19 protein-coding genes are annotated in these 24,603 nt (G+C 39.7%); 1 reads left to right on the top strand and 18 read right to left on the bottom strand.

Features of this window, described 5'->3' with window-relative positions:
- Positions 1-72: 72 nt before the first annotated feature.
- The 4 genes from ACDX78_RS15280 to ACDX78_RS15295 all read right to left on the bottom strand — a co-directional run bounded on the left by ACDX78_RS15280 (position 73) and on the right by ACDX78_RS15295 (position 6,257).
- Positions 73-1,425, bottom strand: a complete 1,353-nt coding sequence (locus tag ACDX78_RS15280; RefSeq protein ID WP_486029022.1) for a TRAP transporter large permease subunit — start codon at positions 1,423-1,425, stop codon at positions 73-75.
- A gap of 48 nt (positions 1,426-1,473) precedes the next feature.
- On the bottom strand, positions 1,474-2,142 hold the full coding sequence (locus ACDX78_RS15285) for an aspartate/glutamate racemase family protein (RefSeq protein WP_486029023.1): 669 nt from the start codon (positions 2,140-2,142) through the stop codon (positions 1,474-1,476).
- A 446-nt stretch (positions 2,143-2,588) separates the two neighbouring features.
- Entirely contained in the window at positions 2,589-2,837 is a 249-nt protein-coding gene (locus ACDX78_RS15290) for a hypothetical protein (protein WP_486029024.1), read from the bottom strand.
- Between the two features lie 441 nt (positions 2,838-3,278).
- Entirely contained in the window at positions 3,279-6,257 is a 2,979-nt protein-coding gene (locus ACDX78_RS15295) for a M14 family metallopeptidase (RefSeq protein ID WP_486029025.1), read from the bottom strand.
- 492 nt (positions 6,258-6,749) lie between these two features.
- On the opposite strand from ACDX78_RS15295, the gene ACDX78_RS15300 reads away from it, so the two are divergent.
- Entirely contained in the window at positions 6,750-6,872 is a 123-nt protein-coding gene (locus tag ACDX78_RS15300; protein ID WP_486029026.1) for a hypothetical protein, read from the top strand.
- A 663-nt stretch (positions 6,873-7,535) separates the two neighbouring features.
- Here ACDX78_RS15300 and ACDX78_RS15305 read toward each other — a convergent pair.
- The 14 genes from ACDX78_RS15305 to ACDX78_RS15370 form a co-directional block, all read right to left on the bottom strand.
- Positions 7,536-9,443 carry a metal ABC transporter solute-binding protein, Zn/Mn family gene (locus ACDX78_RS15305; protein ID WP_486029027.1) on the bottom strand — a complete coding sequence of 636 codons (1,908 nt, stop codon included), beginning with the start codon at positions 9,441-9,443 and terminating at the stop codon, positions 7,536-7,538.
- Positions 9,444-9,548: 105 nt separating this feature from the next.
- Positions 9,549-9,854, bottom strand: a complete 306-nt coding sequence (locus ACDX78_RS15310) for a hypothetical protein (RefSeq protein ID WP_486029028.1) — start codon at positions 9,852-9,854, stop codon at positions 9,549-9,551.
- 11 nt (positions 9,855-9,865) lie between these two features.
- Positions 9,866-10,048: a 6-phosphogluconolactonase gene (locus ACDX78_RS15315; RefSeq protein ID WP_486029029.1), complete on the bottom strand. Its 183-nt coding sequence runs from the start codon at positions 10,046-10,048 to the stop codon at positions 9,866-9,868.
- A gap of 274 nt (positions 10,049-10,322) precedes the next feature.
- Positions 10,323-11,231, bottom strand: a complete 909-nt coding sequence (locus tag ACDX78_RS15320; protein ID WP_486029030.1) for an ROK family protein — start codon at positions 11,229-11,231, stop codon at positions 10,323-10,325.
- Positions 11,215-11,904 carry a copper homeostasis protein CutC gene (locus ACDX78_RS15325; RefSeq protein ID WP_486029031.1) on the bottom strand — a complete coding sequence of 230 codons (690 nt, stop codon included), beginning with the start codon at positions 11,902-11,904 and terminating at the stop codon, positions 11,215-11,217. The genes ACDX78_RS15320 and ACDX78_RS15325 overlap by 17 nt, the downstream gene beginning before the upstream one ends.
- Positions 11,879-13,249: a M17 family metallopeptidase gene (locus ACDX78_RS15330; RefSeq protein ID WP_486029032.1), complete on the bottom strand. Its 1,371-nt coding sequence runs from the start codon at positions 13,247-13,249 to the stop codon at positions 11,879-11,881. Before ACDX78_RS15330 ends, ACDX78_RS15325 begins: the two co-directional genes overlap by 26 nt.
- Positions 13,250-13,269: 20 nt before the next feature.
- Entirely contained in the window at positions 13,270-14,238 is a 969-nt protein-coding gene (locus tag ACDX78_RS15335; protein WP_486029033.1) for an ABC transporter ATP-binding protein, read from the bottom strand.
- Entirely contained in the window at positions 14,210-15,217 is a 1,008-nt protein-coding gene (locus ACDX78_RS15340; RefSeq protein WP_486029034.1) for an ABC transporter ATP-binding protein, read from the bottom strand. The genes ACDX78_RS15335 and ACDX78_RS15340 overlap by 29 nt, the downstream gene beginning before the upstream one ends.
- Positions 15,218-15,232: 15 nt before the next feature.
- Positions 15,233-16,108 (bottom strand): ABC transporter permease, encoded by an 876-nt coding sequence (locus ACDX78_RS15345; RefSeq protein ID WP_486029048.1) that lies wholly within the window; start codon positions 16,106-16,108, stop codon positions 15,233-15,235.
- 50 nt (positions 16,109-16,158) lie between these two features.
- Positions 16,159-17,082, bottom strand: a complete 924-nt coding sequence (locus tag ACDX78_RS15350; RefSeq protein WP_486029035.1) for an ABC transporter permease — start codon at positions 17,080-17,082, stop codon at positions 16,159-16,161.
- A gap of 207 nt (positions 17,083-17,289) precedes the next feature.
- Complete coding sequence (locus ACDX78_RS15355; RefSeq protein WP_486029036.1) at positions 17,290-18,873, bottom strand: glutathione ABC transporter substrate-binding protein; 1,584 nt, start codon at positions 18,871-18,873, stop codon at positions 17,290-17,292.
- A 13-nt stretch (positions 18,874-18,886) separates the two neighbouring features.
- Positions 18,887-19,879, bottom strand: coding sequence for an asparaginase (locus ACDX78_RS15360; RefSeq protein ID WP_486029037.1), 993 nt, complete (start codon positions 19,877-19,879; stop codon positions 18,887-18,889).
- Between the two features lie 13 nt (positions 19,880-19,892).
- A complete protein-coding gene (locus tag ACDX78_RS15365) occupies positions 19,893-21,047 on the bottom strand; it encodes an ROK family transcriptional regulator (protein ID WP_486029038.1) in 1,155 nt (384 codons plus the stop codon).
- Between the two features lie 595 nt (positions 21,048-21,642).
- Positions 21,643-23,676, bottom strand: a complete 2,034-nt coding sequence (locus ACDX78_RS15370) for an amidase (protein WP_486029039.1) — start codon at positions 23,674-23,676, stop codon at positions 21,643-21,645.
- Between the last annotated feature and the right edge of the window lie 927 nt (positions 23,677-24,603).

Raw genomic sequence — 24,603 nt, forward strand, 5'->3', positions numbered from 1 at the left:
CTTACAATTAGTTTATCAGAATCATCACTTTTTAAAAAACTGCATACATTTCATTCACACACCAAGCTGAATTTAAATAAACCATGCAATTAAACCAATCGCTAAAAAGTACAGAGAGTTGGGCAGAGCAAGCATCATCACTTTGAGCGGATCCACTTTTTTGCTTAAAATCCCGCCGATTAATCCGCACACTACAAACGCAGTTAATCCAACCGGTGGCATATTTTGACCGGCTGCAGCAATATGAGCTGCACCGAGTGTGATTAAATTCGGATCGACATCCAAGTTTTCCAGCATCGGTCCGAGAAAAGTAACGTTAACCGTTTGGGCAGTTGTTTGGGAGCCTGTCAGCATCCCGACAACAATGATGGATAAAGCACCGCCAGCTTTTATCATGGAAGCAGCCAAGCCTTCTGTCATCATAGCAACCTTATCAATGAGGCCGGATGCGTAAAAAACCCCAACCATCACGCCGGCACAAAGCTGAATTTGCACCGTTTGATTCACTTTTGACAAACCGCCTTTAAAAACTCCCTTTGCTTGATTTCTGACCACCGGAAAGAAGAAGCTGACAATAATGGCAATGATTATCGCACTTACCACCTGGAAAGTGATGCCTTGCAAGATGGGGATTTCCATTAAAGGATCTAAAATAGCCGAAAAGAAACCCCACTCCGCGAAAATATTATATTCAAAGAGTGTATTTGCAATCACAATGGCAGCCAGTACCGCAAGTGGAATGAGTGTAGACCAGCTTTCTTTTAAAATTTGAAAAATCGACTTTGTTGTCCTTAAATGTTCCGGCATCTTCTTTCCGCGTACAAACCGGAAAGATTCCAAAATGGCGATTATCCCGGCAATTCCCACCGTTACAAAGGCCATATTAATCGCCGGCGTTGGATCAACCCCAACTAAAGAAGCGGAAAGAAAGACGCCTTGCGTAATCGGTGGCATGATAGATCCTATCGATGCGCCAACTAAAATGATCATACCAATTTGTTCCGGCTTTAATTTTAACTCATGCAACGCGTTAATAACCAAAAATCCGATAACCGTCGCAGCTGCAATCGCATCCCCCAAAAGAGATCCTGCAATAATCAAGGTAATAAATATGGCTGCAATTAATCCTTTTGGCGAATTCCCAAATATAGAACGGAGACTGTTTATCGTTGTATCTATCGCTCCAAGCTTTACTTGCGACTCCGCATACAAGGCACCAAAGATAGACAGCATGATTACCCAGGATAAGCGATCAATGCCATCGATAAATGCCAGTAAAGTTTCACCCGGACCAAGCCCGGAAATAATCGCCGAAGAAACAGCAGCAACAAGCAGCGCTACCTTGATATTTCCGCCGATCTTCGGTATTTGTTTTACAAGCGCAATGATAAATAATAATAACAGCGGAATAATGATATCCAGCATCGCGGATCCCCCTTGTTTTTTAGACTTACCTTAAACAGGACATGTCGATTAGATAGTTAGATGTATATAATTCACCAGTGTCGTAATATCAAAGATTGGCAAGTCTGTCACTTCTCTTAATGCGTGTTTGTATGGAGGCAAATTGGTACATTCCAAAATAATTGCTTTCAATGCCGGATGAGTTGCAATCAATTCCGCAGTCACCTGTTTCATTTCTTCTGCCATATCTTTTTCATTTACATCAATTTCTTCTTTAATAATAGCCCCGTAAAATGCCGGCATTTCATCCATGCCCTGAATGATAGTCTGATAGTCTAGCGCATCCACTCCTTTTAGGTGAGCTGCTGTTAAATGAGATTTTGAAGCGGTAATGATACCGACTGGCCCGCCTGCAGCAATACTTGCTAACGGGATTTGCAATAAGCTGGATGAAAAGAAAGGAACTGCTAACTGCTGCTGGATTTCCTTTTGATATAAAGCGAGAAATCCGCAGCTCGTTGTAATGGCATGAATCCCTTCTTCTTGAAGTTCTTTTGCCGCTTGCACAAATGGTTCAATTAAATTCGCATCCCCAGCTTTTACCACCCTTGCAATACTTGCATTTTTTACTATTTTATAAACAACTGGAAAGGAAAATGTGTCCTTATTACCAATATCTCCCACCGGTCTATGAATCTGTGTATCTAACATAAGTATTCCTATATTTGCATTTGTCATATGGGCACTACCTCGCAATCAAACTGCCTTATAAATTGGGAATGCATATTAAATCAAGGTGCTTTTGTAAATGAGTGATCTTAAGTTTCCTTTTGCATTTTAACTTTAATAATTTTTAGTATATTTTTCTTTATATATGCATAGAAGATGATAGTTATAACTTTTATGTGATGGAAATTATCTAGATTTTCTAAAAGGGAGAATTGAAAATACTGTTTTGTTTTTAATGTTATTATTATACAAAACAGTACATACTTTTGCAAAAGGAGAAAGTAAGGAAAGGAGTACAATATGTAGAACACATTGCTCCGCCGGTTCTCACTATAAACAAGTTTCTATCAGCCAAATTAGCAGTAATCCCTAATAATCGTATACCTGCCAAAAAGGATAGTTAGGTACTGACCCATACAAAACTCAATCAATAAAAACCGCCCCCGCAAATTGAATCAGCGGGGACGGGATCTATTATAGTTATTCGACAAAAATTTGAAAAAATTACTTTTAATCAACTCATTATAATCAGGCGTCCAGACATCAACCTCTAAACCTTTTGATTTTAATCTCTCTGCGACGATCGTTTGTGCTTCCAATTCATTGCCTGTAGTACTTGGCTGCCGTACAATTTTCTTTAAAAGTGCTATATATTCATCTTGACGGTTTTTAATATTTTCTTTCACTTTTTCACGAAAAGGCATGTATTTCTCCTCCTGAAACTGAAAAACTATTAAAATACATAACTGGTTTATTCCTATTTTCAGTACGTCAATATAGATAGACACAGTGGATTGCTGATTCCCCACGCTAAGATGTAGTTATTTATCTTATACGACACGATATGACATGTCAATCAATCTAGTTTTTGTTCTGAATTTTTGATATTATTATGGCGAAATGCTTCCTTTAAAAAGGATGTGACGATGAAAACATGTTTAACATCATTTAAATGCTTCAGGGTGTGAGACTTCAGAATCTTACAAATACCCACCGACAACCAAAAATTCTTGTTCTATCAGGAAAGCGGGACGGGATGGAAGTTTACCCGTTTGACATAATTTAATAATAACCAGAAAGTGTTAGCGGAGAACAAACACCCCTGTGACCATGTCTCACAGGGGTGCTTTTTTATTGCTAAAATTTTACTGTCGCTGTGCAACCAGCTGTTCAGCACTATATGTCAACACATCATAAGCCCTATCGGAAATCAGGTTTTGTTCTTTCTGATGTTCCAGCAAAAGTTTAAAGCTCTCTAAGTGCCTTACTACTTTTTCATACAATTCCTGTTCTTCATATGCATTCACTGCAACCAAATGAATACTTAAGGCACGGACAGTTTCATCGTCTGCAAATTCTCCTGATTCTTCATAACTCTCCACAAGTGCCATCATATCTTCTACACTACCTGCCACGTCCTCTGACGCAGAAGAAAAGATGCTATTGGCCAATAGGCGGTAGCTGTATTCCGTATGAGCCCTAAAAGCAAGGTCATTCGCAAAAAGCGTAACGTCAGTGTCTTCCAGTTCCTGCGTAAAGGCAATTGTTTGACCTTGTGCTCCCTCATTACCAGGCCACCAGCCGGCAACATAGAAGTCATCCTCACCACTGAAGAATGCCAATACTTCTGCATCTTCAGGAACAGAAGTAATCCATGCTCCCGAGGTGGTATACAAAAGCTCCTCCTCCTGGTAACCGGAAGTCAGCATATGATCAGTGACGTTTGCTTTAACAAGTCCTTCATGACCATTTCTTGTGCTGTCAAAACTAAATCCTGGGAGTGCTCCGCTATTTTGTACGCCACTAAGTGCGCTAGATCCAATACCTACATATGACTTTCCGGACAGGCTGTCCAGATCAAAGTTTCTGGAATCGCTTATAATCACGTCAGCATCAGCCTGATCGACCAAGTCAAAGCCGAGATCTCTTAATGAAAATGCTAGTTGAGCTGAGCCGCTTACAGCAACCTTTGGCTGCCTCACCAGCTCTGTTTGCAACTGGCTCGATGTATCTAAAGGCACTGCATCAAAATAATAGCCACTTACATATTGCTGCAGGGCATCCGTACTGACAATAAAGTCTCCTTTATTTATGCTATCAGTTGTTTCGATCGCTCTTTCTACTAATATCCCATTTTGCAAAAGCTTATTTACTAGTTTGACCGTATCATTGTTCGTATTTTTCAACACTTGTTTTGCAGCATCACCAGCCACTTCACCTGTTGGCAGCGTAACGCTCTCAATTTCAGCAGTATTTTCAAACGCACCTGGCTCACGGATTTCTTCTATATCAAAACCGCGCAGCGCCGGAAAATTCACCACGATCGGGTCATACATAGCGTTCCAGTCGGATGCATTTTCCCCTTCATAAAGCATGGCATTTGCCAGCCCGCGCTTTGCTTGATTCATCGGGACGACAAAAGTTTCTTCAGGGTACATGGTGTCATTCACCTGCGTTTCACTTGTTGTCTGCTCCACCTTCACACCGTTCCGGAGCAAATAATCCACCATCTTATGTGCCTGCAGATTATTTTTTTGATTCGCTTCGTCGGTCGGAATCACATAGTAGTCCGGGAAGAAATTTTCATTATCTCCTCGTTGCCGTCCAATGGATTCTCCTTCAGCATTGACAAAATATTCATCCACTGCACGGTTATCTTCCCCATCCACGCCGCGTTGAAAAATTTCAAGCTGATCTTTATATAATTCATCTTTGTTTTCTACGACATAGTAAGTAGAACCAAGTCCCGTTCCAACCGCTGCATGGAGACTATCCTGGCTTAACGTCGGCACTTCCACGGTATGGCCCATCGATCCATGCAGCATGGCAAATGTGGCCGTATAGGCTGGAGTCATGTCATCCCAGCCATCTGCCCAATCCAGTGCCGGAATAAAATAAGAATCCAAATCCGAGTTTCCAACACCAGCTTGTCCCATCGCATGTGCCTGATCAATCATATTGTCATAAAGCAGATCATATTCATAATTCGGATTATGCGGAGGCGTTGTTGGCTCGATCAAAAATCCGTTTACATAGCCATGTAAATCAATGAACGAGAGCGGGGTCCAGTCGGCAATGACCTGATTCACCTGCTGCGTTTCCACTTGTGTCTGATAATGATTGTCCCGATTCAAATCAAATCCAAGTGCGTTTGCCCGTGTATTTGCGGCTCTTCCATCCGGATTGCTCGTAAACATGTATAAGAAAATCACATCATCCAGTACCTCATCCATATCCAGCGCTTCGGTTCTTTCTTCATCCTCTTCCACGATATCAAATGTGATCTCATCCTCCAGCGCAAACTTCTTGAACAATTCAACTTGCGCATCTACACCTTCCACTTCATCAGGGTGAATATTGTTAAACCAGACCGGGATTTGATAATCACCCATCGTGTCGTTTTCTATTTCTTCTATTAAACGCTCAGGATCTTCCAGCGCTTGAGGCAGTGTTTCGTCTAAATACGTGTCAACTGCATCTTCATCCCTTGCGAGGATCACAAAATGGAGATCGCGCCCTTCAGCTGACTGACCGAGATTTTGATATTCAAGATAGCGGTCATTTTCTTCATCTGCCTCTGCAAATACTTCATCTATGGCCGGCTTTATTTCATCGTAAAATAAAAATTCGTCATAGACATTCAGTTTGACATCAGTTGCAGCCGTTTCCCCATTTTCCGGGTTGATGACAGCCAATTCATAATTGCCTATGAACTGCTGGTACTGCGTGCGAATGGTGCGATTTGATAGATTTGTTCTATCATAGGGCAAGCCAAACTCTATGGTAGCCGTCACCTCTGTTGTACCATCAACAAGTGAAGGCCCTTCAATGACATTAATAAATGGTTCCCCATCATAGTCGGTTCCGCCACTCCATTTTTGCCATTCAGAAAGGCTCTTTCCACCAAACTCAAATTCCAAATCATCCAGGTCAATCTCTTCCCCAAAGTCAGCCTGAACCTCCACTGTTCGTATTTCTGTCAGTGAAAATGTGTCTCTGCTTACTTCCAGTTCCGTTACTTCACTAGCCGCTATTGTGTTATTTTCTGTCAAAGTCAGAGAAACAGGAAATACTAACGTAAAAACCAATAAAATTGCTAACCAACCTTTAAATAAACTTTTCATAGCTCCTCCATACCTCCTAAGGTTTGCCTTGGACTGCGCATGTGGTGATCCCTGCCCTTCCCGAAAAAGCTTAAATTATGTCGGATGAAGAGAGTGACAGTCACTTTCTAAACTAATAGATTTAGTTTAGATATTTTAGATAATTACTACTAAAATAACATTTCTATAACAAGAAAGTACATAGTCTAAAAGAACGGTAGACGAGTGTCTGCACTTTAATAGATAGAGGTCAAACAGAACCAGGACAAGGTCTATTACCCTATTTTGCTTGCAATACTTATTCATACACCATGCATTTCGACTCATCTTTAAACAAATACAATAAAATGAATTACCGAAGACTTAGCCAAAAAGAACTAGCAGCTTTTTTATTAAAAATCAAATGTTATTTCACTGATTCGACAAATTCGGGAAGTAACGGGCAACCAGTTGCTATGACATACATCCAGTAAACTAGTATAGTGGAAGAAATAAAGGTAGAGGAGGAGTTTCTTGGAAAAAATGGTTTTTAGGTATATGGATACGATTCCTGATCATACGATCAAGACAATTGATGAAATGCCGAAAAAAACAGCGGATAAGATCCCATCAGATTACCGCAATAATATACGTTAGAATTTTGGCCATATTGCATTTATACAGGACCGAGTGATCTTTAAGCTTCTGGGGGAGGAAATGGGTTTTCCAAAATTGTACAAATTGCTTTTTTCACCTGACACCAAACCGGTAAATTGGCAGTTCCCCACACCGACGCTGGCCGAACTCTCTGAAGGATGATCCTTTTACACAATCGGTGAAAGTTTGCTATTTACCTTTTACCACGAAGCACTGCATATGGAAACAATAAAAAGGATCTACCTCGCCATTAAACAAGAGAATGATTAACCTGGCTCATCACGTTTAATTAAGGGATGCCTGTCACTGCCCGGCTTTTGTCATATTATACCGAAAGCGTTTTAGAATGGTGATTACCGACGTTACTAACACTGTTATTCTTTTCTGCTCTACGGTAGAGAACTGATTTCTTGGAGATACCTCCCTTCCCTCCAAGTAAGCAGGATCATGACGACCGCTCCGCCACAGAAGCCGGCATGCGAATATTCCGCACCGGCTGCTTCAGAATTTTTCCCCCATTCTGTTTTAATCATTTTGATAAGAATGAGCTTCCCGTGGATATAAGGTGTCTTTTATACCCGCGGGACAAGGTGCATTGGTTTTCTATTATTCATTAACTATTTATATCTCGATTGCTAAAAATGGAGCAAAAACCCCATTTTATTATTTTGTTGCTTCATCAAGTACTTCCAAGTTATGCTCCATCAAGGAAATATAATCTTTCCCTTCTTCAATATCTTCTTCTGTTAATACTTCCAGATTATGAAGTATTAAAGCATCGGCCCCTATTTCATTTTGTATTACTTCTGACAATCTATTAGAACTGTTTTGTTCAAATAGAACATAATCCAGTTCATGTTCTTCAGATTGATTAATTATGTCAGTAAGCTGCTTCTGTGAAGGCTCATCAGTGGAGGATAGTCCCTGTATGGCGATCTGATTGATGTCATAACGTTCCTCCCAGAATCCAAAAGCTGCATGGGAAACAATAATTGATTTATTTTCTTTTTGCGATAGCAGCTCACTATACGCTTCATCCAGTTTGATTAACTCTTTTTTTAATACTTCAAAGTTTTCATTGTATAATTCTTCTTCAGCAGGGTTCATTTTTACAAGGTCATCTCGAATAATTTCTGCTGCCTGAACCATACGCAATGGGTCTATCCAAATATGCGGATTTTGGTCTCCTTCATGATCATCAATGACGATGGTGACCGGGGCAGATTCTGTAACAATTTCATGTTCCTCCCCATAAAAAACAGCCTTTATCTGCTGGCCATCTATTTCTGCTTTACCTTCAAACGCAGCAGAAGTTTCTCCTTCAACAATCTCCCACTCTTCTTCTTCGGGATTTAAAATAAACCAATGCAAATGGTCATAATCTGCCGCTGCGTCTAACTTTGCTGTTAGTTTAATAGAATCACCCGTATGGTAATGTTCAAACAAGCCATCTATCTCCACATGTAAATCATGTGCCCTTTCTTCGCCATCATCGGCATGATGATGCTCAACTTCATGATCTGCATCCCCGTGATCGTGACCGCCTTCATGGTCATGATCTCCATCTCCGTGATCGTGACCATTTTCATGTTCATGGTCAGCATCCTCGTGATCGTGACCGCCTTCATGGTCATGATCTGTATCTCCGTGATCGTGACCGTCTTCATGGTCATGATCTCCATCTCCGTGATCGTGACCATTTTCATGTTCATGGTCAGCATCCTCGTGATCGTGACCGCCTTCATGGTCATGATCTGTATCTCCGTGATCGTGACCGTCTTCATGTTGATGATCTGCATCTCCGTGATCGTGACCGCCTTCATGGTCATGATCTGCATCTCCATGATCGTGACCGTCTTCATGTTCATGATCTCCATCTCCGTGATGGTCATCAATTTCGACGGTTACTGGTTCGGACGCTGCAGCCACTTCATGGTCTTCTCCATAAAGTACAGCCTTTATTTGCTGGCCGTTGATTTCCGCTTCACTTTCAAACTGATCAGAAGTCATTCCATCCATTACTGTCCATTCTTCTTCATCCGGATCCAAAGTAAACCAGTGAAAATGATCGAAATCGATGTCCTCCGTTACCTTTGCAGTCAGATTAATAGAATCGCCAGTATGATAATGATCCGATACACCTTCTATTACCACACTTTCTCCATCACTTTTCGAATCACCATTCTTTGTGTTATGACTGCCACCGGCAAAAAGTTCCTGATATTGTCCCAATTCGATTAATTGAACATCACTTGATTCTAATGTATCTGCAATTGATCCTGAAAAAGCTTCCATATTGCCTCCCATATAAATAAAAGCATCACTCTCCGCTATCTCAATGACATCTCTGGAAGCTGGTTCATATGTATGAGCATCTGCACCAGGAGGGAAAACGGTCTTTACAATGGCGGTATCCCCTGCGATTTGTTCTGCTGCATACTGAATAGGATAAACGGATGTATAAATTGTTAGCTCTGCATTTTCATTGCCACTGGATTCTTCCGCCGCTGAACAGCCTGCAACCAAGACACTCAATAATAATAGAATAAACATGCGCTGAAAAAACTTCATTCTTTCATCTCCTCTTAAATTTGTTGTACAAAAACAATATATCGTAATCATTACGATTTGTAAACCGTAATGATTTCGTTTTATATATATGTGAGTGAAATTTAATTATTCCAACACTTGCTTGAAAATTTCCTGTACAAAATTAAGAGGAACAGTAAACTGTTCCTCTATATCCGTCTGCGTTGCGCACCTTATGAAGTTTTTATGCATCTGACGAACAGCAGCAGCTTTCCCGTTCGATAAAATACGGGAAGTGACAGTGCTCAAGCCTGAAGGATGAGGATTGCCTATTCTTTGATCGAGTCTTATTCCTTCCATCATGTGTTTACCATCCAGCCCTTTCATTTCAGCATAGGTATCGAGTTCATTAATGAATTGGATATTTTTTTCTAAGCCAACGTACTCATCCAAATTAAGTGAGTTCACATTTTCAAACGAACATCACCTTGTTTATATTTTTCAATAAGACGGTTGTAAAGCCCTTCAGGAGTGGAACTAGTAGCTAATCCTGACACTGGATTTCCAAGGGAATTTATTCGTTCAACTAAGAAAGAACAAGCTTCTGCGCTCATTTCATCATAATCTTTTACTTTAATTATTCTCATTGATATTCTCCTTTATAAACCTTGTCAATTAGTCACGTTTAAATTTATACGCTCATCAACTCTTAAGATATAGGCAAAAATAAAAGAAAGTGAAAATGACAATATTCAAACAAAAAATGAATCATAAGCGTGTCTTATTATGAACGATCGATTATTACTTGGAATAAGTAATAATGTAATTAACTCAATTTATAAAACCAAAAATATGACCACCCGATAAAGGTGGCCTTTTTGAACCTTACCTACTATTCCTTATCCAACGACAACCAAATTATCAATCTTCCATAAACATTAATTCTGCTGCACCAATCACGCCAGCATCATTTTTTAATTTGGCCACTTCGACTTTTAATGGATGGAACAGCAAATTTTTTAAGTGCTTGTTTAGGTCTTTTAACCAATATTCTGCTGAGTGAGAGACACCTCCACCAAGAATAAGAATTTCCATATCAAAAGCTGCTTGTAAGGAGCTTATGCTCAAAGCCAAATCATATGTATAATCATCCACAATCGCTCTCGCAGTTTGGTTATGCTCCATAGCCTGCATTAGTTCTGAAGGGGTCATGTCCAAATTTGCTTCACGTATCCTTCTTTGCAATGAATGACCAGAAACATATTGTTCCTGGCAGCCTCTTCTTCCACAATTACAATGACGCCCTTCCGGATATAATATCATATGCCCAAATTCACCGACTGCACCATTCGGGCCATATAATATCTTTCCATCTACTACTACTCCTCCTCCAACACCAGTCCCAAGGGTTAACATCAAAGCATTACCATGACCTTTAGCCGCTCCATGTTTAACTTCTGCCAAAGCAGCCACATTTGCATCGTTTTCCACTTTTACTGGGATACGAAATTTTTGTTCTAGCTTTTTCTTTACTTCTGTGCCACTCCAGCCTGGAAGATTTTCACTGGAAAAAATCACTTTTCCTTCTTTTCTATCGACAAACCCAGGTGTACCTATGCCTATTGCTTCAATATCCGAATGTGAAGTCACAACTTCATCAATTGCCTCTTCAAGTTTCTCATAGATTGGTTCCACAGTCGGATATCCGTATATATTTTTTATACTTCCTTTTTCGTCTAAAATACCAATCTTAATTTTTGTACCACCCAGGTCAACTCCCAATACCTTCACTTTTTTCACCTCGACATAATTATCAATCGGATAGCACATGCTTCATTTTCCTAATAACCTCTTTATCGAAGTCCTCTTCATATGATTGATGTTTTCTGACACCACTTCCAAAGTGGTATTCATCAGCTTGTACCGCCCCATGTAAACCTTTTATAATTTCAAGATTGATACCGCTTCCCGGCAAGATGCCCGGTCCAGTTAATTCATGCTGTAATTGAACAAGTTTACGAAGAGAATCGGCTCCTTCTGCACAGCTATTTGCGCCACCGGAAGTCAATACTCTCTTAATATTGCTATGATAAGAAACTAAGGTTCGATATGCCTCCATTTGATCTTCCACTTCATCAAACGCACGATGAAAGGTGACATCTAGATTGGGAAATTCCTCGAATAGATCATCAAGAAAACCAGTATCTATTTTTTCATGTTGATCAAGGGCTCCTATCACGATTCGATAATGTCCTATGTCGTATAGCATGGCAATATCTTCTTTCATCGCTTCCTTATCGTATTTGTCATAAATAAAATTCTTGCCATGTGGTCTGATCATGATTTGAACAGGGATCTGTACAGCTTCCAACACTCTTTTTATTATTCCATAAGATGGCGTTAAGCCGCCCAGTTGTATTGCTGACACCAGCTCAAGTCTCGATGCTCCTAGTTTTTCAGCTGCTATTGCATCTTTTTCATTTTCTACGATCCATTCCATCATTCCAAAGCTCCTCTCTTGCCGTTACCAGTTCATACAGGATCTTTGTACCAAATCCGGATGCTCCTTCATCTGCATCAGGGAAAAATCGGGAGGTATTAGCCATATCTATGTGAATCCATTTTGTTTGCTCTTCCACAAAGTGCTCAATAAATAAAGCAGCCGTAATTGCCCCAGCAAAACTGGAGCTGCTCATATTGGATATATCTGCTACATGGCTCTTCATATAGCTTTTATAATCTTTTTCCAATGGCATAGGCCAAACTTCATCCCCACTTTTTTGCCCGTACTCATATACTTTATCCGATATATACTTATGATTACTGAATACAGCTGCCATCTTTAGTCCTAATGCCTGCCCCACATTTCCAGTCAACGTAGCAATATCTATAATTCTATTGACACCAATAAGCTGGGCATAAAGGATCGCATCCGCGATGATCAATCTTCCTTCTGCATCCGTATTACCAACCTCTACCGTTATATCATTTCTATATCGAATAACGTCAGATGGAAGATAGGCATTCGTCCCCGCAGCATTTTCTACGAGTGGCAGAATTGCGATAACATGACATGCTGCATCCATGTCTGCCAGTAATTTCATAGCTCCAGTTACGGCTGCTGCTCCACCGAGATCCATTTTCATTTCTGCAATGGCAGAACCCGTTTTCACATTTACCCCGCCAGTATCAAAAGTAACTCCTTTACCAATAAGTGCTAGCGGGTCCTCATCATTCGTTTTCAACGTGAGCACAGCAACACACGGTTCATATTTACTGCCACTTCCTACTGTTTGAACCCCGTAGAATCCTTCTTCTTCCAAATCATCATGGTCTATAATTTTGACCTCCACATTTGTTCCTTCAAATAAATTCCTTAAATAATCCGCATAAGTACGTGGATATAACACATTAGCCGGTTCGTTACAGATATCACGAGTTACATGAACAGCTTCTGCGATTGTTCTGGCCGTAGCAGAAATATCCATGAAGTCCTTGGGAATTTTTACAGAGATAGATTCTTTGTTTTTATTGGAATGATAGCGGTCAAAACTGTAATCGGATTTATAGAGACCTTCCAGAAAACCCGATAGATTTATTTGTTTACAGTCCTTCTCATCTAATTCGATATCAGTTATACCTTTTTTTTGAATGAACTTACAACATTCTTCTCCGAGCTTTACCCAATCCTGATTATCGGGATACTGAGTTTGTGCATTATAAATATATACTTCGTCCAGCAATTCATCATAGCAATGAAACATCTCACCAAACTTCAACGTACATCTCTTCTGAAGTTTATTTGGCAGATCATTTTCATCCTTATAAAATATTATTTTTGCTTTCATTGAATCCTCCTATTGACTTGTTAGCTATATAGATGACAGGCAACAACTTGATCATCATCCATATGGATATTTTCCGGGGTTTCTTTCCTGCATATATCCATGGCAAATGGACATCGTGTATGAAATTTACATCCGGATGGCGGATTTGATGCACTTGGTATTTCACCAGTCAATATAATTCTTTCTTTCTCTTGTTTACCCGGCTGCGGAATGGAAGAAAGAAGGGATTGTGTATATGGATGTTTAGGATCTTCAAACAATTTTTCCTTACTAGCTACTTCCACCAGATCACCTAGATACATGACACCAATTCGGTCACTTATATGTTCTACAACACTTAAATCATGCGAAATAAATAAGTAGGTCAAGTCAAATTCTTCCTGCAAGTCAACAAGCAGATTAAGAACTTGCGCTTGAATGGAAACATCCAGTGCCGATACTGCTTCATCGGCGATGATAAGTTCCGGATTCAGTATAAGCGAACGTGCAATACTGATACGTTGACGCTGTCCTCCACTGAATTCATGCGGGAACTTATTCAAGTGATACTTGTTTATTCCACATATCTCCAGGAGCTTCGTTGCCTTTTCCAGTTTCTCACGCTTGCCCATCTTTGGATAATGTACGCTTAATGGCTCCATCACAATATCTTTAATTTTCATTCTGGGACTCAATGAGGCAAATGGGTCCTGAAAAATCATCTGCATTCGTTTACGATAGTTTTTCCATTGAGACTCAGACAATCCAACTAAATTTTGCCCATTAAAAATGATTTCACCTTTATTTGCTTGAATTAACCCATTGATTAATCTTCCAGTAGTAGACTTCCCACATCCTGATTCACCAACAAGACCAAAAGTTTCTCCTTTTTTGATAGAGAAGTCCAGACCATCCACTGCGTGTACATATCCATTAGGCTTAAACCACTTTTTCCCTAATGGAAATTTTTTTGCTAACCCTTTAACTTCTATAAGCGTACTTTGAGTCATGTCCTTCCTCCTTATCTTCGACTTCCAGCCAACACCTTGATTTTCCATGGGTGGAATTAAAAAGATCCGGCTCTTTCTGCCAGCATATATCCATAGCAAAGTCACATCTTGGCGCAAATGTACATCCTTTAGGCATATTCTGAGGACTCGGAACAGTGCCCTGAATAGAATATAGTTTCTTCTCGTTTCTTCCGATAATTGGAATCGATTTAATTAATCCTTTTGTATATGGATGAGAAGCTCCTTCAAATAGCCTTTCTACTGAAAGCTCTTCCACAACCCTTCCGGCATACATAACAATCACTCGATCACATATTTCAGACACTACGCCAAGATCATGTGTAATGAACAGTACCCCCATGTCTGATGTCTCCTGAATTTCCTTTAATAGATTCAGTATCTGCTTTTGGATCGTAACATCCAATGCCGTTGTTGGTTCATCGGCAATCAATAAAGAAGGATGACAGGAGATCTGCATAGCAATCATGACTCTTTGAAGCATTCCCCCTGATAGCTCATGAGGGTAGCCATTCATAATATCCTTAGCACGTGGTATTCCAACAGATTCCAGCATGGAAAGAGCATGCGCTTGCGCTTTTTTCTTAGAATATTTCATATGAAGCATAATGATTTCAGTCATTTGTTTTTCAATCTTGACTAATGGATTGAGTGAAGTCATCGGCTCCTGAAATATCATCGATAATTCTTTTCCACGATATTTCCGCATTTCTGCCTCTTTTAAGGAAAGAAGGTTAACACCCTTATAATTTACTTCGCCTGCGAGCACTTTACCTGGAGTGCCATGTAAGAGCTGCATGATTGATAGAGAGGTAACACTTTTCCCACTGCCGGATTCTCCTACTAATCCGACAATCTCTCCTTTATTTATTTCCAGGTCGATTCCATGAAGCACCTTATGAATCTCTCCATCACTTTGAAAACCTGTTTGTAAATTAGAAACTTTTAATAGTTCTTCCATACAAATACCTTCTTTCTAATCTCTTGTTTTAGGATCCAATACATCTCTCATTCCATCCCCAAGAATATTGAAGGCTAGGACAGTCAAGAAAATCATCAGTCCCGGAAAGAAAACAATATGAAAAGAAGTGCCGATATAGTCTCTTCCCATACTAAGCATCGCTCCCCAATCCGGGGAAGATAACTCCGCACCCAAACCTAGAAAGCTCAAGCTTGCTGCAGAGAGAATAGCCGTACCAACATTCATTGTAAAATAAACAATGACTACAGGGATCGTTTCAGGAAATATATGTTTAAAGACAATTCTTTTTCTGCTCGCTCCCATTGATTTGGCAGATTCGACAAATAACAATTCCTTTACTTCCAGTGTGGAGCTTCTAACAATCCTGGCAAAAGAAGGCACACTGAAGAATGCAATGGCAATAATAACATTCTGAAGACCAGGTCCCAGAATGGCTACAATACCAATAGCTAAAATCAAATCCGGAAAAGCAAACAGAATATCACATAACCTCATAATTGCTTTATCTATCCACTTTCCAAAAAATCCACTTATCAGTCCCAAAATAGTACCTGCAATAGCTCCGATTGTTACCGCAGTGAGACTTACGGTCAAAGCAATTTCAGTACCGGCAATGATTCTTGAAAACAGATCTCTTCCGTATTCATCTGTACCAAATACATATGGCCAGGACGGAGAATTCAGTACATTGCCATAATCCGGTTCCGTATGGTCAAATGGTGTGATGTATTGACCTGCCACTACAAGGGCAAGCAATAAAATAATAAAATACAAGGAATAAAGGGCAGGCTTTTTCTTCCTAAATAATTTCCAGAATTCCAAAAAACGACTCTCCGTTTTATTTGAATTAATTTCTTCATTCAGATACATTTTAGCATTGTTATTTTCCATCTATGGCACCTCCTCATGTACTTGCTGCATTAGTCATATCGAATTTTTGGATTAAACAGGCTATATAAAATATCTACAATCAGATTCACCAATATAAATTGAACGGAGAAAAATAAGATCAAAGCCTGAACCACGGGGTAATCCCTATAGCTGATGGAATCTATTAATAACTGTCCAAGACCTGGAAAACTGAATACCGTTTCCACCACAACTGAACCCCCAAGGAGAAACCCAAACTGCAGACCAGCTACAGTAATCACAGGGATAAGTGAATTTTTGAGTGCATGACCATAAATAATATGCTGTCCACTTAGACCTTTTGATCTGCCTGTTCTGATATAATCCTGTTTCAATGTATGTACAAGGGAAGAACGAGTAAATCTGGCTATCATCGCCATGATTCCTGCCCCTAAAGCAAAAGATGGCAAAATATAACTTTTCAACCCATCGTTTATTCCACCAGTTGGCAACCAGCCTAACTGTACAGAGAAAATTTGAATAGCTACGAGCCCTAACCAGAAATTTGGCAGAGAGATTCCGGAAACTGCAGTAAGCATCCCAAGACGATCAGGCAGACGATCCCTGAATACAGCAGATATAATGCCAAGCAATATTCCAATCACTAAAGCCCATAGTATACTGAAAAAAGTGAGAAGCAATGAAGGTCCTATTCGATCCGATATTAAATCGATAACCGGAATGCCGGATCGATACGATTCACCTAATTCCAACTGTAATAAAGAGGATAAATATGTAGTATATTGAACAAGAATCGGATCATTTAAACCTAGTGCATTTCGTGCATTTTCAATTTCTTCAACACCCGCATCCTGACCAGCCATCAACCTTGCTGGATCCCCAGGAATAAAATGAATAAACATGAAAACAAAAAAGGAAACGACTAATAGTAAAGGTAATAATGACAGTAGTCGTTTAATTATATACCGTAACATGACTAACACCTACCTATAAAGTGAAACTTCATTCAGTGGGGGTTTTCTTATCATCCCCCACTGAATGTTAGTTGAACGAATCGGGCCGTTACTGGCTGTTGGATCTCCCACTTAGCATTTTCATGTTTCCTTCATTCTTGAAGTGGGAGCCTTACAGCCAGTTACACTGCGATAAAAGGATGAGGCTGTTTCCAGCCTCACTAATGTTTATTTCAAATTCGCATCTCGAATACTTACAGATCCATCGGGTAAAACATATACGCCTTCAAGCGATGAGGAATATCCTGATAGTATAGTATCAGACCCTAGGAAAATCCAAGGAGCCTCGCTATAAACTGTTTCCTGAATTTCAGCATATATTTCTTCTTGTTCTTCTGCATCACCAGTCTGATTTGCTTCATCAATCCAATCAGACACTTGCTGATTATCATAATATGCTGTGTTAGCACCTTCTGGCGGCGTGTATTCGTTATGGAACAATGAGCGGGTTGCGCCGTCAGCATCTCCTGAAGACGGTGACCAGCTTACATACCACATTTGCAGGTCAGTTTCTTCTGCTGTTTCAGGAGTATAGATGGAATCATTTAAAGTTGCTTCTTCCATGGATCGAACTTCCAGGTCAATACCGATTTGGGATAATTGTTGCTCGATAAACTGCATACCAGTATTTGTCTCAGAAGCAGTATTGCCCCAAATTTCGGCTGTGAACCCATCTGCATAACCAGCTTCTGCCATTAATTCCTCTGCTTTTTCAACATTTGTTTCATATAACGCCTGTTCAGCATAGTGCTGTGTCTGAGATGACATCGTTGAACTTAAAGGTTCACCGTATCCGTTTCTTACAACCGAAATAAATGCTTCTTGATCAACTGCATGGTTCATAGCTTGTCGAACTCTCTCATCATCAAATGGTTCTTTTTGCGTGTTGATGGACACATATCTAGCAATGGTAGAAGGTGTTTCTTCGATCACAATATTTTCCTCATTTTCTAGTTCTTCCGCATTATTATGTGGAACTGGGTAAATGAAGTCTGCTTCGCCCGTCTGTAGCATTGCTACACGCGATCCATTCTCTGGCACTGGACGGAAAGTCACTTCTTGTACATTTGTGCCCAGATCTCCCCAGTAATCTTCATTTTTGCTAACCGCCATGGAGTCTCCTTGATTCCATTCCTCGAATTTAAATGCACCTGTTCCAACAGGATTTAATGCAAGATCATCAGAGCCGCTAATTGCCTCAGGACTTGCAATCAGAATCATCGCAAACTTATTCATCATGGCACCAAAAGGTTGTGCTAAAGTAAATTTAATTTCATATTCATCTAAGACTTCAATACTATCAAGGTCTTGCAAATTTCTATTTGCTCTCATGTCTTCATCAATGATTCTATCAAAGTTGGCCTTTACGGCTTCTGCATTGAAAGGTTCTCCGTCATGGAACGTCACGTCCTCCCGTAAAGTAAATGTAAATTCTGTAGAATCTTCGTTCACCTCATAATCTTCAGCAAGAACTGGTTGTATTTCCATATTTTCATCGAAACCCACCAACCCTTCATACATGGAACGAGTACCGAAAATGGATACGGTATCTCCTACGTCATGTGGATCCAGGGAAATGAAGTCTTGTTCAATTGCGACAGTGATACTATCACCTGTCTCTCCGTCTGTCGATTCAACATCATTTTCTCCAGCACTTTCTCCAGCTCCGTCGTTCTCATCATTTGAATTACATGCTGCAAATACCAAGGTAAATGACAATAGCATTAGTAGTAACCATATAGATTTTTTCATTATGTACAGCCTCCTATAGAATAATTTTTGTTTCCCCTACCATTTCCCCTCCATCACTAAGTATTTTTGAAGGTTTCAACTGATAGAGGTCTTTGATGGTTTGTTTGTTTTGATAATTAATTTTTTCCAGTGCTTTAGCGACAATTAATGGCCAAAGTAATTCAGTTCCACTCAATACTTTCAATGCAATACTTATTTTTTCTTCCTTTAATGCCAAACAATATACCCCTTGTGCACCCCCTTTCGCAATAATATTTTTATCTTTTAACAATACAGTGCATATAAAATCATGGGATGCCACGATTTCCGGGTTCGTCTGCATCGTATTAAAAATACGGGTTAATATACCTCTTTTGTTCTCATCCGGGACCAAATCAGGATGTACAAACTTCAGATAAGAAAGCGCCATGTTCCTCAATGGTACGCCGAATACGGGAACACCGCAGCCATCTTTTCCGACAGCCATCTTTTCTTTTGGATACTCACTTAATATCTCTACTTCTTCCTTAATACGTTGTTGAAGTGGATGATCTACTTCCCCGTAACCTTCTGTACTTTCACCCATTTCTCTTGAATAAGCCAAAAATCCAAGATGTTTACCGGAACAATTATGCAGTAATTTTCGTTTCTTTTTACCTTCACAGATATATTTAATTTTAGGCTGTTCATTTAATGGATAGCTTTCCCCGCAGATGAGCGAATCCTCTTTCAACCCTAACTTTTGAATCAGCGAATCCAAGCTTTTCTGATGATAGCTTTCTCCACGCTGTGATGCACTAAATAAAGCCATCTCCTCACTAGTAAGGCTATATTTTTTTTCCATATCTGTGTCAAATGCAGGTATTGCCTGAATCGGCTTCATGGCTGAACGATAGAAAATAGGCGTATTTTCAACCTCTCCTTTGGAATAAATGACCTTGCCATTTTCATCCAAAATACACATCGCACCTTCATGTTTATTTTCCAGATTACCTCCTCGGTATTCTTCCGCAATAGTTGTAGTCATTATGTGTCACCTTCTATAAGTTGATATTTTTTATAAAATGATTCTTCATATGTATGGCAGCTCCCAAAATAACACCTTCATCCTTTGTTTTCGTTATTTCTACATCAAATGAGTCTCTTGCTGGATTCCATATCGTACCTGAATACGCTTTAAGCAATTCCTCTTGAATATAAGGATGATTTTCTATCAGTGAGCCTGACAATATAACAAGATCAGGATTAAAAGAACAAACTGTATTATTGATGGCAATCGAAGCATATTTAATTGCTTTTGAGATAATGTTCTTTGCCCAGGTTTCTCCATTTTCAACTTCACGTATTAATTCTTTTAAGTTATTAAACTTTTTAACTTTTGACGCTTCATTCAAAAGAAAAGGTTCAGCTACATAGGTTTGGAGACATCCAAAATTACCACAAGGACAATATGCCCCATTTGGATCAACAATCGTATGCCCAATTTCACCTGAAAAATTCGATTTCCCCCTGCTGATCTCACCATCACTGATTAACGCAGATCCAACCCCGCTGCCGAATCCCAATATGATTAAATGCTCTACACTAGAATCACAAAATTTATATTCCGACAACGCTTTCAATTTCAGTTCATTATCAACTTTAATTGGAATTCCTATTTGATCATGAAGCATATTTGCTAAAGGGTAATCTTCCCATTGCAATTGAACGGAAAAATCAACATTTCCTTTCTCAGGATCAATAATCCCTGGCATTCCTACACATAACCCGGAGACTTGATTATCCGTTAAATCAAATTCTTTCTTGAGTTCATATACTTCATCAACAATTTGTTTAACTACCATATCTGGGATCGTTTTTTGCAATGCTACCTCTTTCTTAAAGATAAGTTCTTCATTAAAATTCATTAGCCCTATTCTAAAATGGAGATTATCCAATTCGACCCCAATAAAATAAATCCCATTTTTATTTAATGTGAAGTAATTCGCTTTTCGACCGACGTTTTGATGATTCATTGCGACTTCTTCAATCAAATTTTCTTCACTCAACAAAGCCACAATACGTGAAGCGGAAGTGGGACTCATCTTTGTTTTCTTAGAAATTTCCGCTCGGGAAATAGGCCCGTAATCAGAGATCATTTTAAGCACTAATATTAAATTTTCTTTTTTCAAAAAATCTTGGTTTTTTATTTTCATTGCATTCACCTTATTTACATCATGTTATTAATTAAGCAGAATAAAGCAAAGTTATAGCTAGAAAATAATGTTTTTTACTTTATTTTCACATTATTTTCTTCAGTGAAGTTATTAATATGTTAAATTACAGTTAGATGTTTGTCAATCTTTTTTTAACTTTTTCTTTTATAACAAAACGATGGGACAACTTCAATTATGCTTCCCTATTCACTTCAAACCTTTGTTAGAAAAAGAATTGAGAATAACACAACAGTTATTTGATATGGTTATCGTGATCCTAAATGTCGACCCATGAAAATAACTTGGGAAAAAACGTGGGATGGAGTTATCTCTTTACTCAAATAGTAAAGTAGGGAATCCCATTTACTGGGGATACATTGAATCCAAGCGGGTTAGCGGAATGTCTTTTTTTAATTGCTGATCTTTTTAATGTGCAAGGTTTGAAAGGTAAACCCAAAATGAGAAATATATGGAAGAATAGTTCTGGAGCTAGACATGTTATACAAGCACCCCGCGTGTATGAACGCAGGGTGCTGTGAATACCATTTTGCCAATGGGGTTCTTAAATATTTTTATAGGTACCTCACGCTAGACACTAAGCCACTTCTCCCAAATCGCTTTCCTCTATTCCAAATTCCTCCATTAAATGATCTATTACAAAGCCCACTGCTTCAAAAGCATCTTCCGAAATAAAACCGCTATCATGCTGATCTACAAGAAAGCTTTGCAAATTACTCATATGTCTGATGACTTTATCAGTCCGTCCTTCATCTGCGAAAACTTCCACCGCAGATAAATGCATAATGAGCGTACGCGATGTGTCCTCATGAAGTTCTCCTTCTTCATTGAATTGCTCCACCAAGGTTTTCAATTCATCATAGCCGATGACCACCAATGCATCTCGTGTCTGCTGCAAGTTTTCCAGCGCATGGTCCACTTCCACCTGTGTTGCTTCCTCATTTTCCAGCAGCTCATTTGCTTCCCTCACAACCTCTTGCAGGTTTTGCCAGCTTCCACTAGTGTAAACCCTTTCATCCAGCTCGCCAATCTGCCCCAGTGCATCAACCAATGCATCTTTATTAACCAAATGCGGCGGTTCGCGATGCTGTGTCTCTTGCTCGTAAGCATAGGCAAGTTCAATTAAAGTTGTCTCTTCAAATGGCCGTGATAAAAATTCAACGCCTACCGGAAGTTCATTCGCCGTAAAACCTGCCGGCACAGTGATTGCCGGAAATCCGCTGAATGCACTCAATCTATTGTTGCTTCCCGAACGCTGTCCTCTGCCAATTTCAGCAGCTGGATTGGTAGAAGTCGGATATACCAGGGCATCCAGTTCATGATCTGCCATCGCTTGCAGTAAACCATTTTGTGACGCTTGCGTACGGAAAAGCAAAATGTCTTTGTATTCTTCCGTATCCAATGTTTCCCTTTCATTTCTTTGAATCAATGACCGCTCGATAGAATCCAAGTACTCACCCGACTCAATGATTTCAGTTAGTGAGCTGTATGGTGTGGCATCTCCCATTGCTTCCAAATAGTCATTTAGCTGAAATTTAAATTCCCAGCTGCTTAAGCTTGGATAAGAAGTTATTCCACTCAGGTTATCAATTTCTACGTCTATCACTTCCGCACCGGCTGATTCCATATCCAAGAGTGCTTGATCTACCAAGGCGTTAACCTCCGCATCTCCTCCCTGAAAAAGCTCTCTGATAACACCGATTTTTGCATCTTCCAACCCATCCTCATTTAAATATGCCGTATAGGTTTCCGGATAATTATTGATGCTCTTTGCTGTCTCGATATCGTTTGGATCATAACCTACCGTGGCATCTAATAAAAGAGCCGTATCTTCCACCGTCCGCGCCATCGGACCGCCGATATCCTGGGTCAAAGCGAGAGGAATAATCCCATCCCGGCTGGCAAGCCCCATGGTAGTTCGGATCCCTACTAAACTATTAAATGCAGATGGTATTCTAATAGATCCCCCTGTATCCGTCCCCAGTCCGGCCACAGCAAAGTTGGAAGCAACGCTCGCTGCCGTTCCACCGCTGGAACCGCCAGGATTATGATCCAAATTATACGGATTTAAAGTTTGTCCGCCCAATGAGCTCTCTGTCGTAATGCCAAACGCAAACTCATGCAAATTGGACTTTGCTAAAATAATGGCACCTGCTTCCTTCAATTCTTTCACTTGGAAAGAATCATCTGCAGCTATCGAATCTCTTAAACAAAGACAGCCTGCTGAGGTGGGCATGCCTTCCGTATCAAAATTATCCTTTACAATAATAGGAATCCCATGTAGCGGGCTCCGCGGACCGTCAGTGTCCCTTTCTTCATCCAGGGCGATTGCCTCATCCATCGCATTTTCATTGATCGTAATGATGGAATTAATGCTCGGCCCTTGCTGGTCATAGGCATCAATTTGCGCCAAGTAGTGATCAACGAGTTCTTCTGCTGTAAGGTCACCCGCTTCCATTTGTTCCTGGATCGACGCAATGGTTGCTTCTTCCAGCTCAAACGACGCCAAGTCTTCTACTGGTGCAGCAGCAGCGGTTCCAGAAAAGTCAGGCACCGGAACAGCAATCAATACAATCATTAAAAGCAAAATGAAGCTGTGTTTTATTCTCATTTTTTATCCACTCCTTTTGAATGAAATAAAGACATGTACAAAAATCTACTATTGCAAAATAAGCCATATCTCTTCAATAGAATCACAATACTTCCAACCACCCTGCTAAAGGTTCTCAATATATGAACTTCCTAAATCAATGCCCACCGAATATTTGCAGAATGGTTCCAATTCACCTTTATGACGCATGTAAAAGTGAGTCCACTTGCCTTCCCATAAAAAATAAGAAAAACTTCCCCCACCTGATTTGAACGCCAAAATCTGCCTTATTATGCTCCTTTCTTAGACAATTTATAAAACTATTAATGCTGTAGGTTGTTATCAAAAATACCATTATTTTGCTATAAAAGTATATAGTATAAAAGCATGAAAGTTTATACATATTTCGACAAATTGTTTGTGTCCATTCCGATGGCCGGAGCTTAAAGTAAAATCAGAACAAGGCCTATTACACTAATTCTACTTCTAATCCTCATTCCGAAGCACTGTAAATTGACTCAGCTCCATACAAAAGTAACAAAAGAGAGTATGAAAAATGAGGAAATTAAATTTCGATAAAATTTGACATCAAAATTCAGAGAGAACTTTTTGTTGAATACCCGTGGGGCTGACCTTGAAAATTCAATTGGAACTACGCCCTTGAGAATAGACGCTATGGCTGAAGAATATTGGATGGGTAAACCCAAGTGAATTAGAAACGAATGAACACCTAACATGGGCTAAGAATCATGGTGCCGCGGAGAAATATTTACATCAATTTGAAGAAGGCTTACAAGAATTGCAGCAACATACGACACTGGAAACAAAGGCCCCACTATAACCTTTCGTTTTGACAGACCCCTTATTTAAACTCAATTTTCCGTAAGTGTTCCCAAACTAAAAGCAGCTTCAATTTTCGAATGAACTGTTTCCATTCAAGTCCACCAT

This window comes from Virgibacillus oceani, assembly GCF_041521345.1.
In the GTDB taxonomy this organism is placed as follows: Bacteria; Bacillota; Bacilli; order Bacillales; family Amphibacillaceae; genus Virgibacillus_N; species Virgibacillus_N oceani_A.

Bases quoted from the DNA above. Each gene is read 5' to 3' on its own strand.
- ACDX78_RS15355 (WP_486029036.1), bottom strand. From the start codon at position 18,873: ATGAAAAAATCTATATGGTTACTACTAATGCTATTGTCATTTACCTTG.
- ACDX78_RS15350 (WP_486029035.1), bottom strand. From the start codon at position 17,082: ATGTTACGGTATATAATTAAACGACTACTGTCATTATTACCTTTACTA.
- ACDX78_RS15280 (WP_486029022.1), bottom strand. From the start codon at position 1,425: ATGCTGGATATCATTATTCCGCTGTTATTATTATTTATCATTGCGCTT.
- ACDX78_RS15345 (WP_486029048.1), bottom strand. From the start codon at position 16,108: ATGTATCTGAATGAAGAAATTAATTCAAATAAAACGGAGAGTCGTTTT.
- ACDX78_RS15305 (WP_486029027.1), bottom strand. From the start codon at position 9,443: ATGAAGTTTTTTCAGCGCATGTTTATTCTATTATTATTGAGTGTCTTG.
- ACDX78_RS15325 (WP_486029031.1), bottom strand. From the start codon at position 11,904: ATGATGGAATGGATCGTAGAAAATGAAAAAGATGCAATAGCAGCTGAA.
- ACDX78_RS15330 (WP_486029032.1), bottom strand. From the start codon at position 13,249: ATGAAAGCAAAAATAATATTTTATAAGGATGAAAATGATCTGCCAAAT.
- ACDX78_RS15360 (WP_486029037.1), bottom strand. From the start codon at position 19,879: ATGACTACAACTATTGCGGAAGAATACCGAGGAGGTAATCTGGAAAAT.
- ACDX78_RS15365 (WP_486029038.1), bottom strand. From the start codon at position 21,047: ATGAAAATAAAAAACCAAGATTTTTTGAAAAAAGAAAATTTAATATTA.
- ACDX78_RS15370 (WP_486029039.1), bottom strand. From the start codon at position 23,676: ATGAGAATAAAACACAGCTTCATTTTGCTTTTAATGATTGTATTGATT.
- ACDX78_RS15295 (WP_486029025.1), bottom strand. From the start codon at position 6,257: ATGAAAAGTTTATTTAAAGGTTGGTTAGCAATTTTATTGGTTTTTACG.
- ACDX78_RS15290 (WP_486029024.1), bottom strand. From the start codon at position 2,837: ATGCCTTTTCGTGAAAAAGTGAAAGAAAATATTAAAAACCGTCAAGAT.
- ACDX78_RS15285 (WP_486029023.1), bottom strand. From the start codon at position 2,142: ATGACAAATGCAAATATAGGAATACTTATGTTAGATACACAGATTCAT.
- ACDX78_RS15320 (WP_486029030.1), bottom strand. From the start codon at position 11,231: ATGTGCTATCCGATTGATAATTATGTCGAGGTGAAAAAAGTGAAGGTA.
- ACDX78_RS15335 (WP_486029033.1), bottom strand. From the start codon at position 14,238: ATGACTCAAAGTACGCTTATAGAAGTTAAAGGGTTAGCAAAAAAATTT.
- ACDX78_RS15340 (WP_486029034.1), bottom strand. From the start codon at position 15,217: ATGGAAGAACTATTAAAAGTTTCTAATTTACAAACAGGTTTTCAAAGT.
- ACDX78_RS15315 (WP_486029029.1), bottom strand. From the start codon at position 10,048: ATGAGAATAATTAAAGTAAAAGATTATGATGAAATGAGCGCAGAAGCT.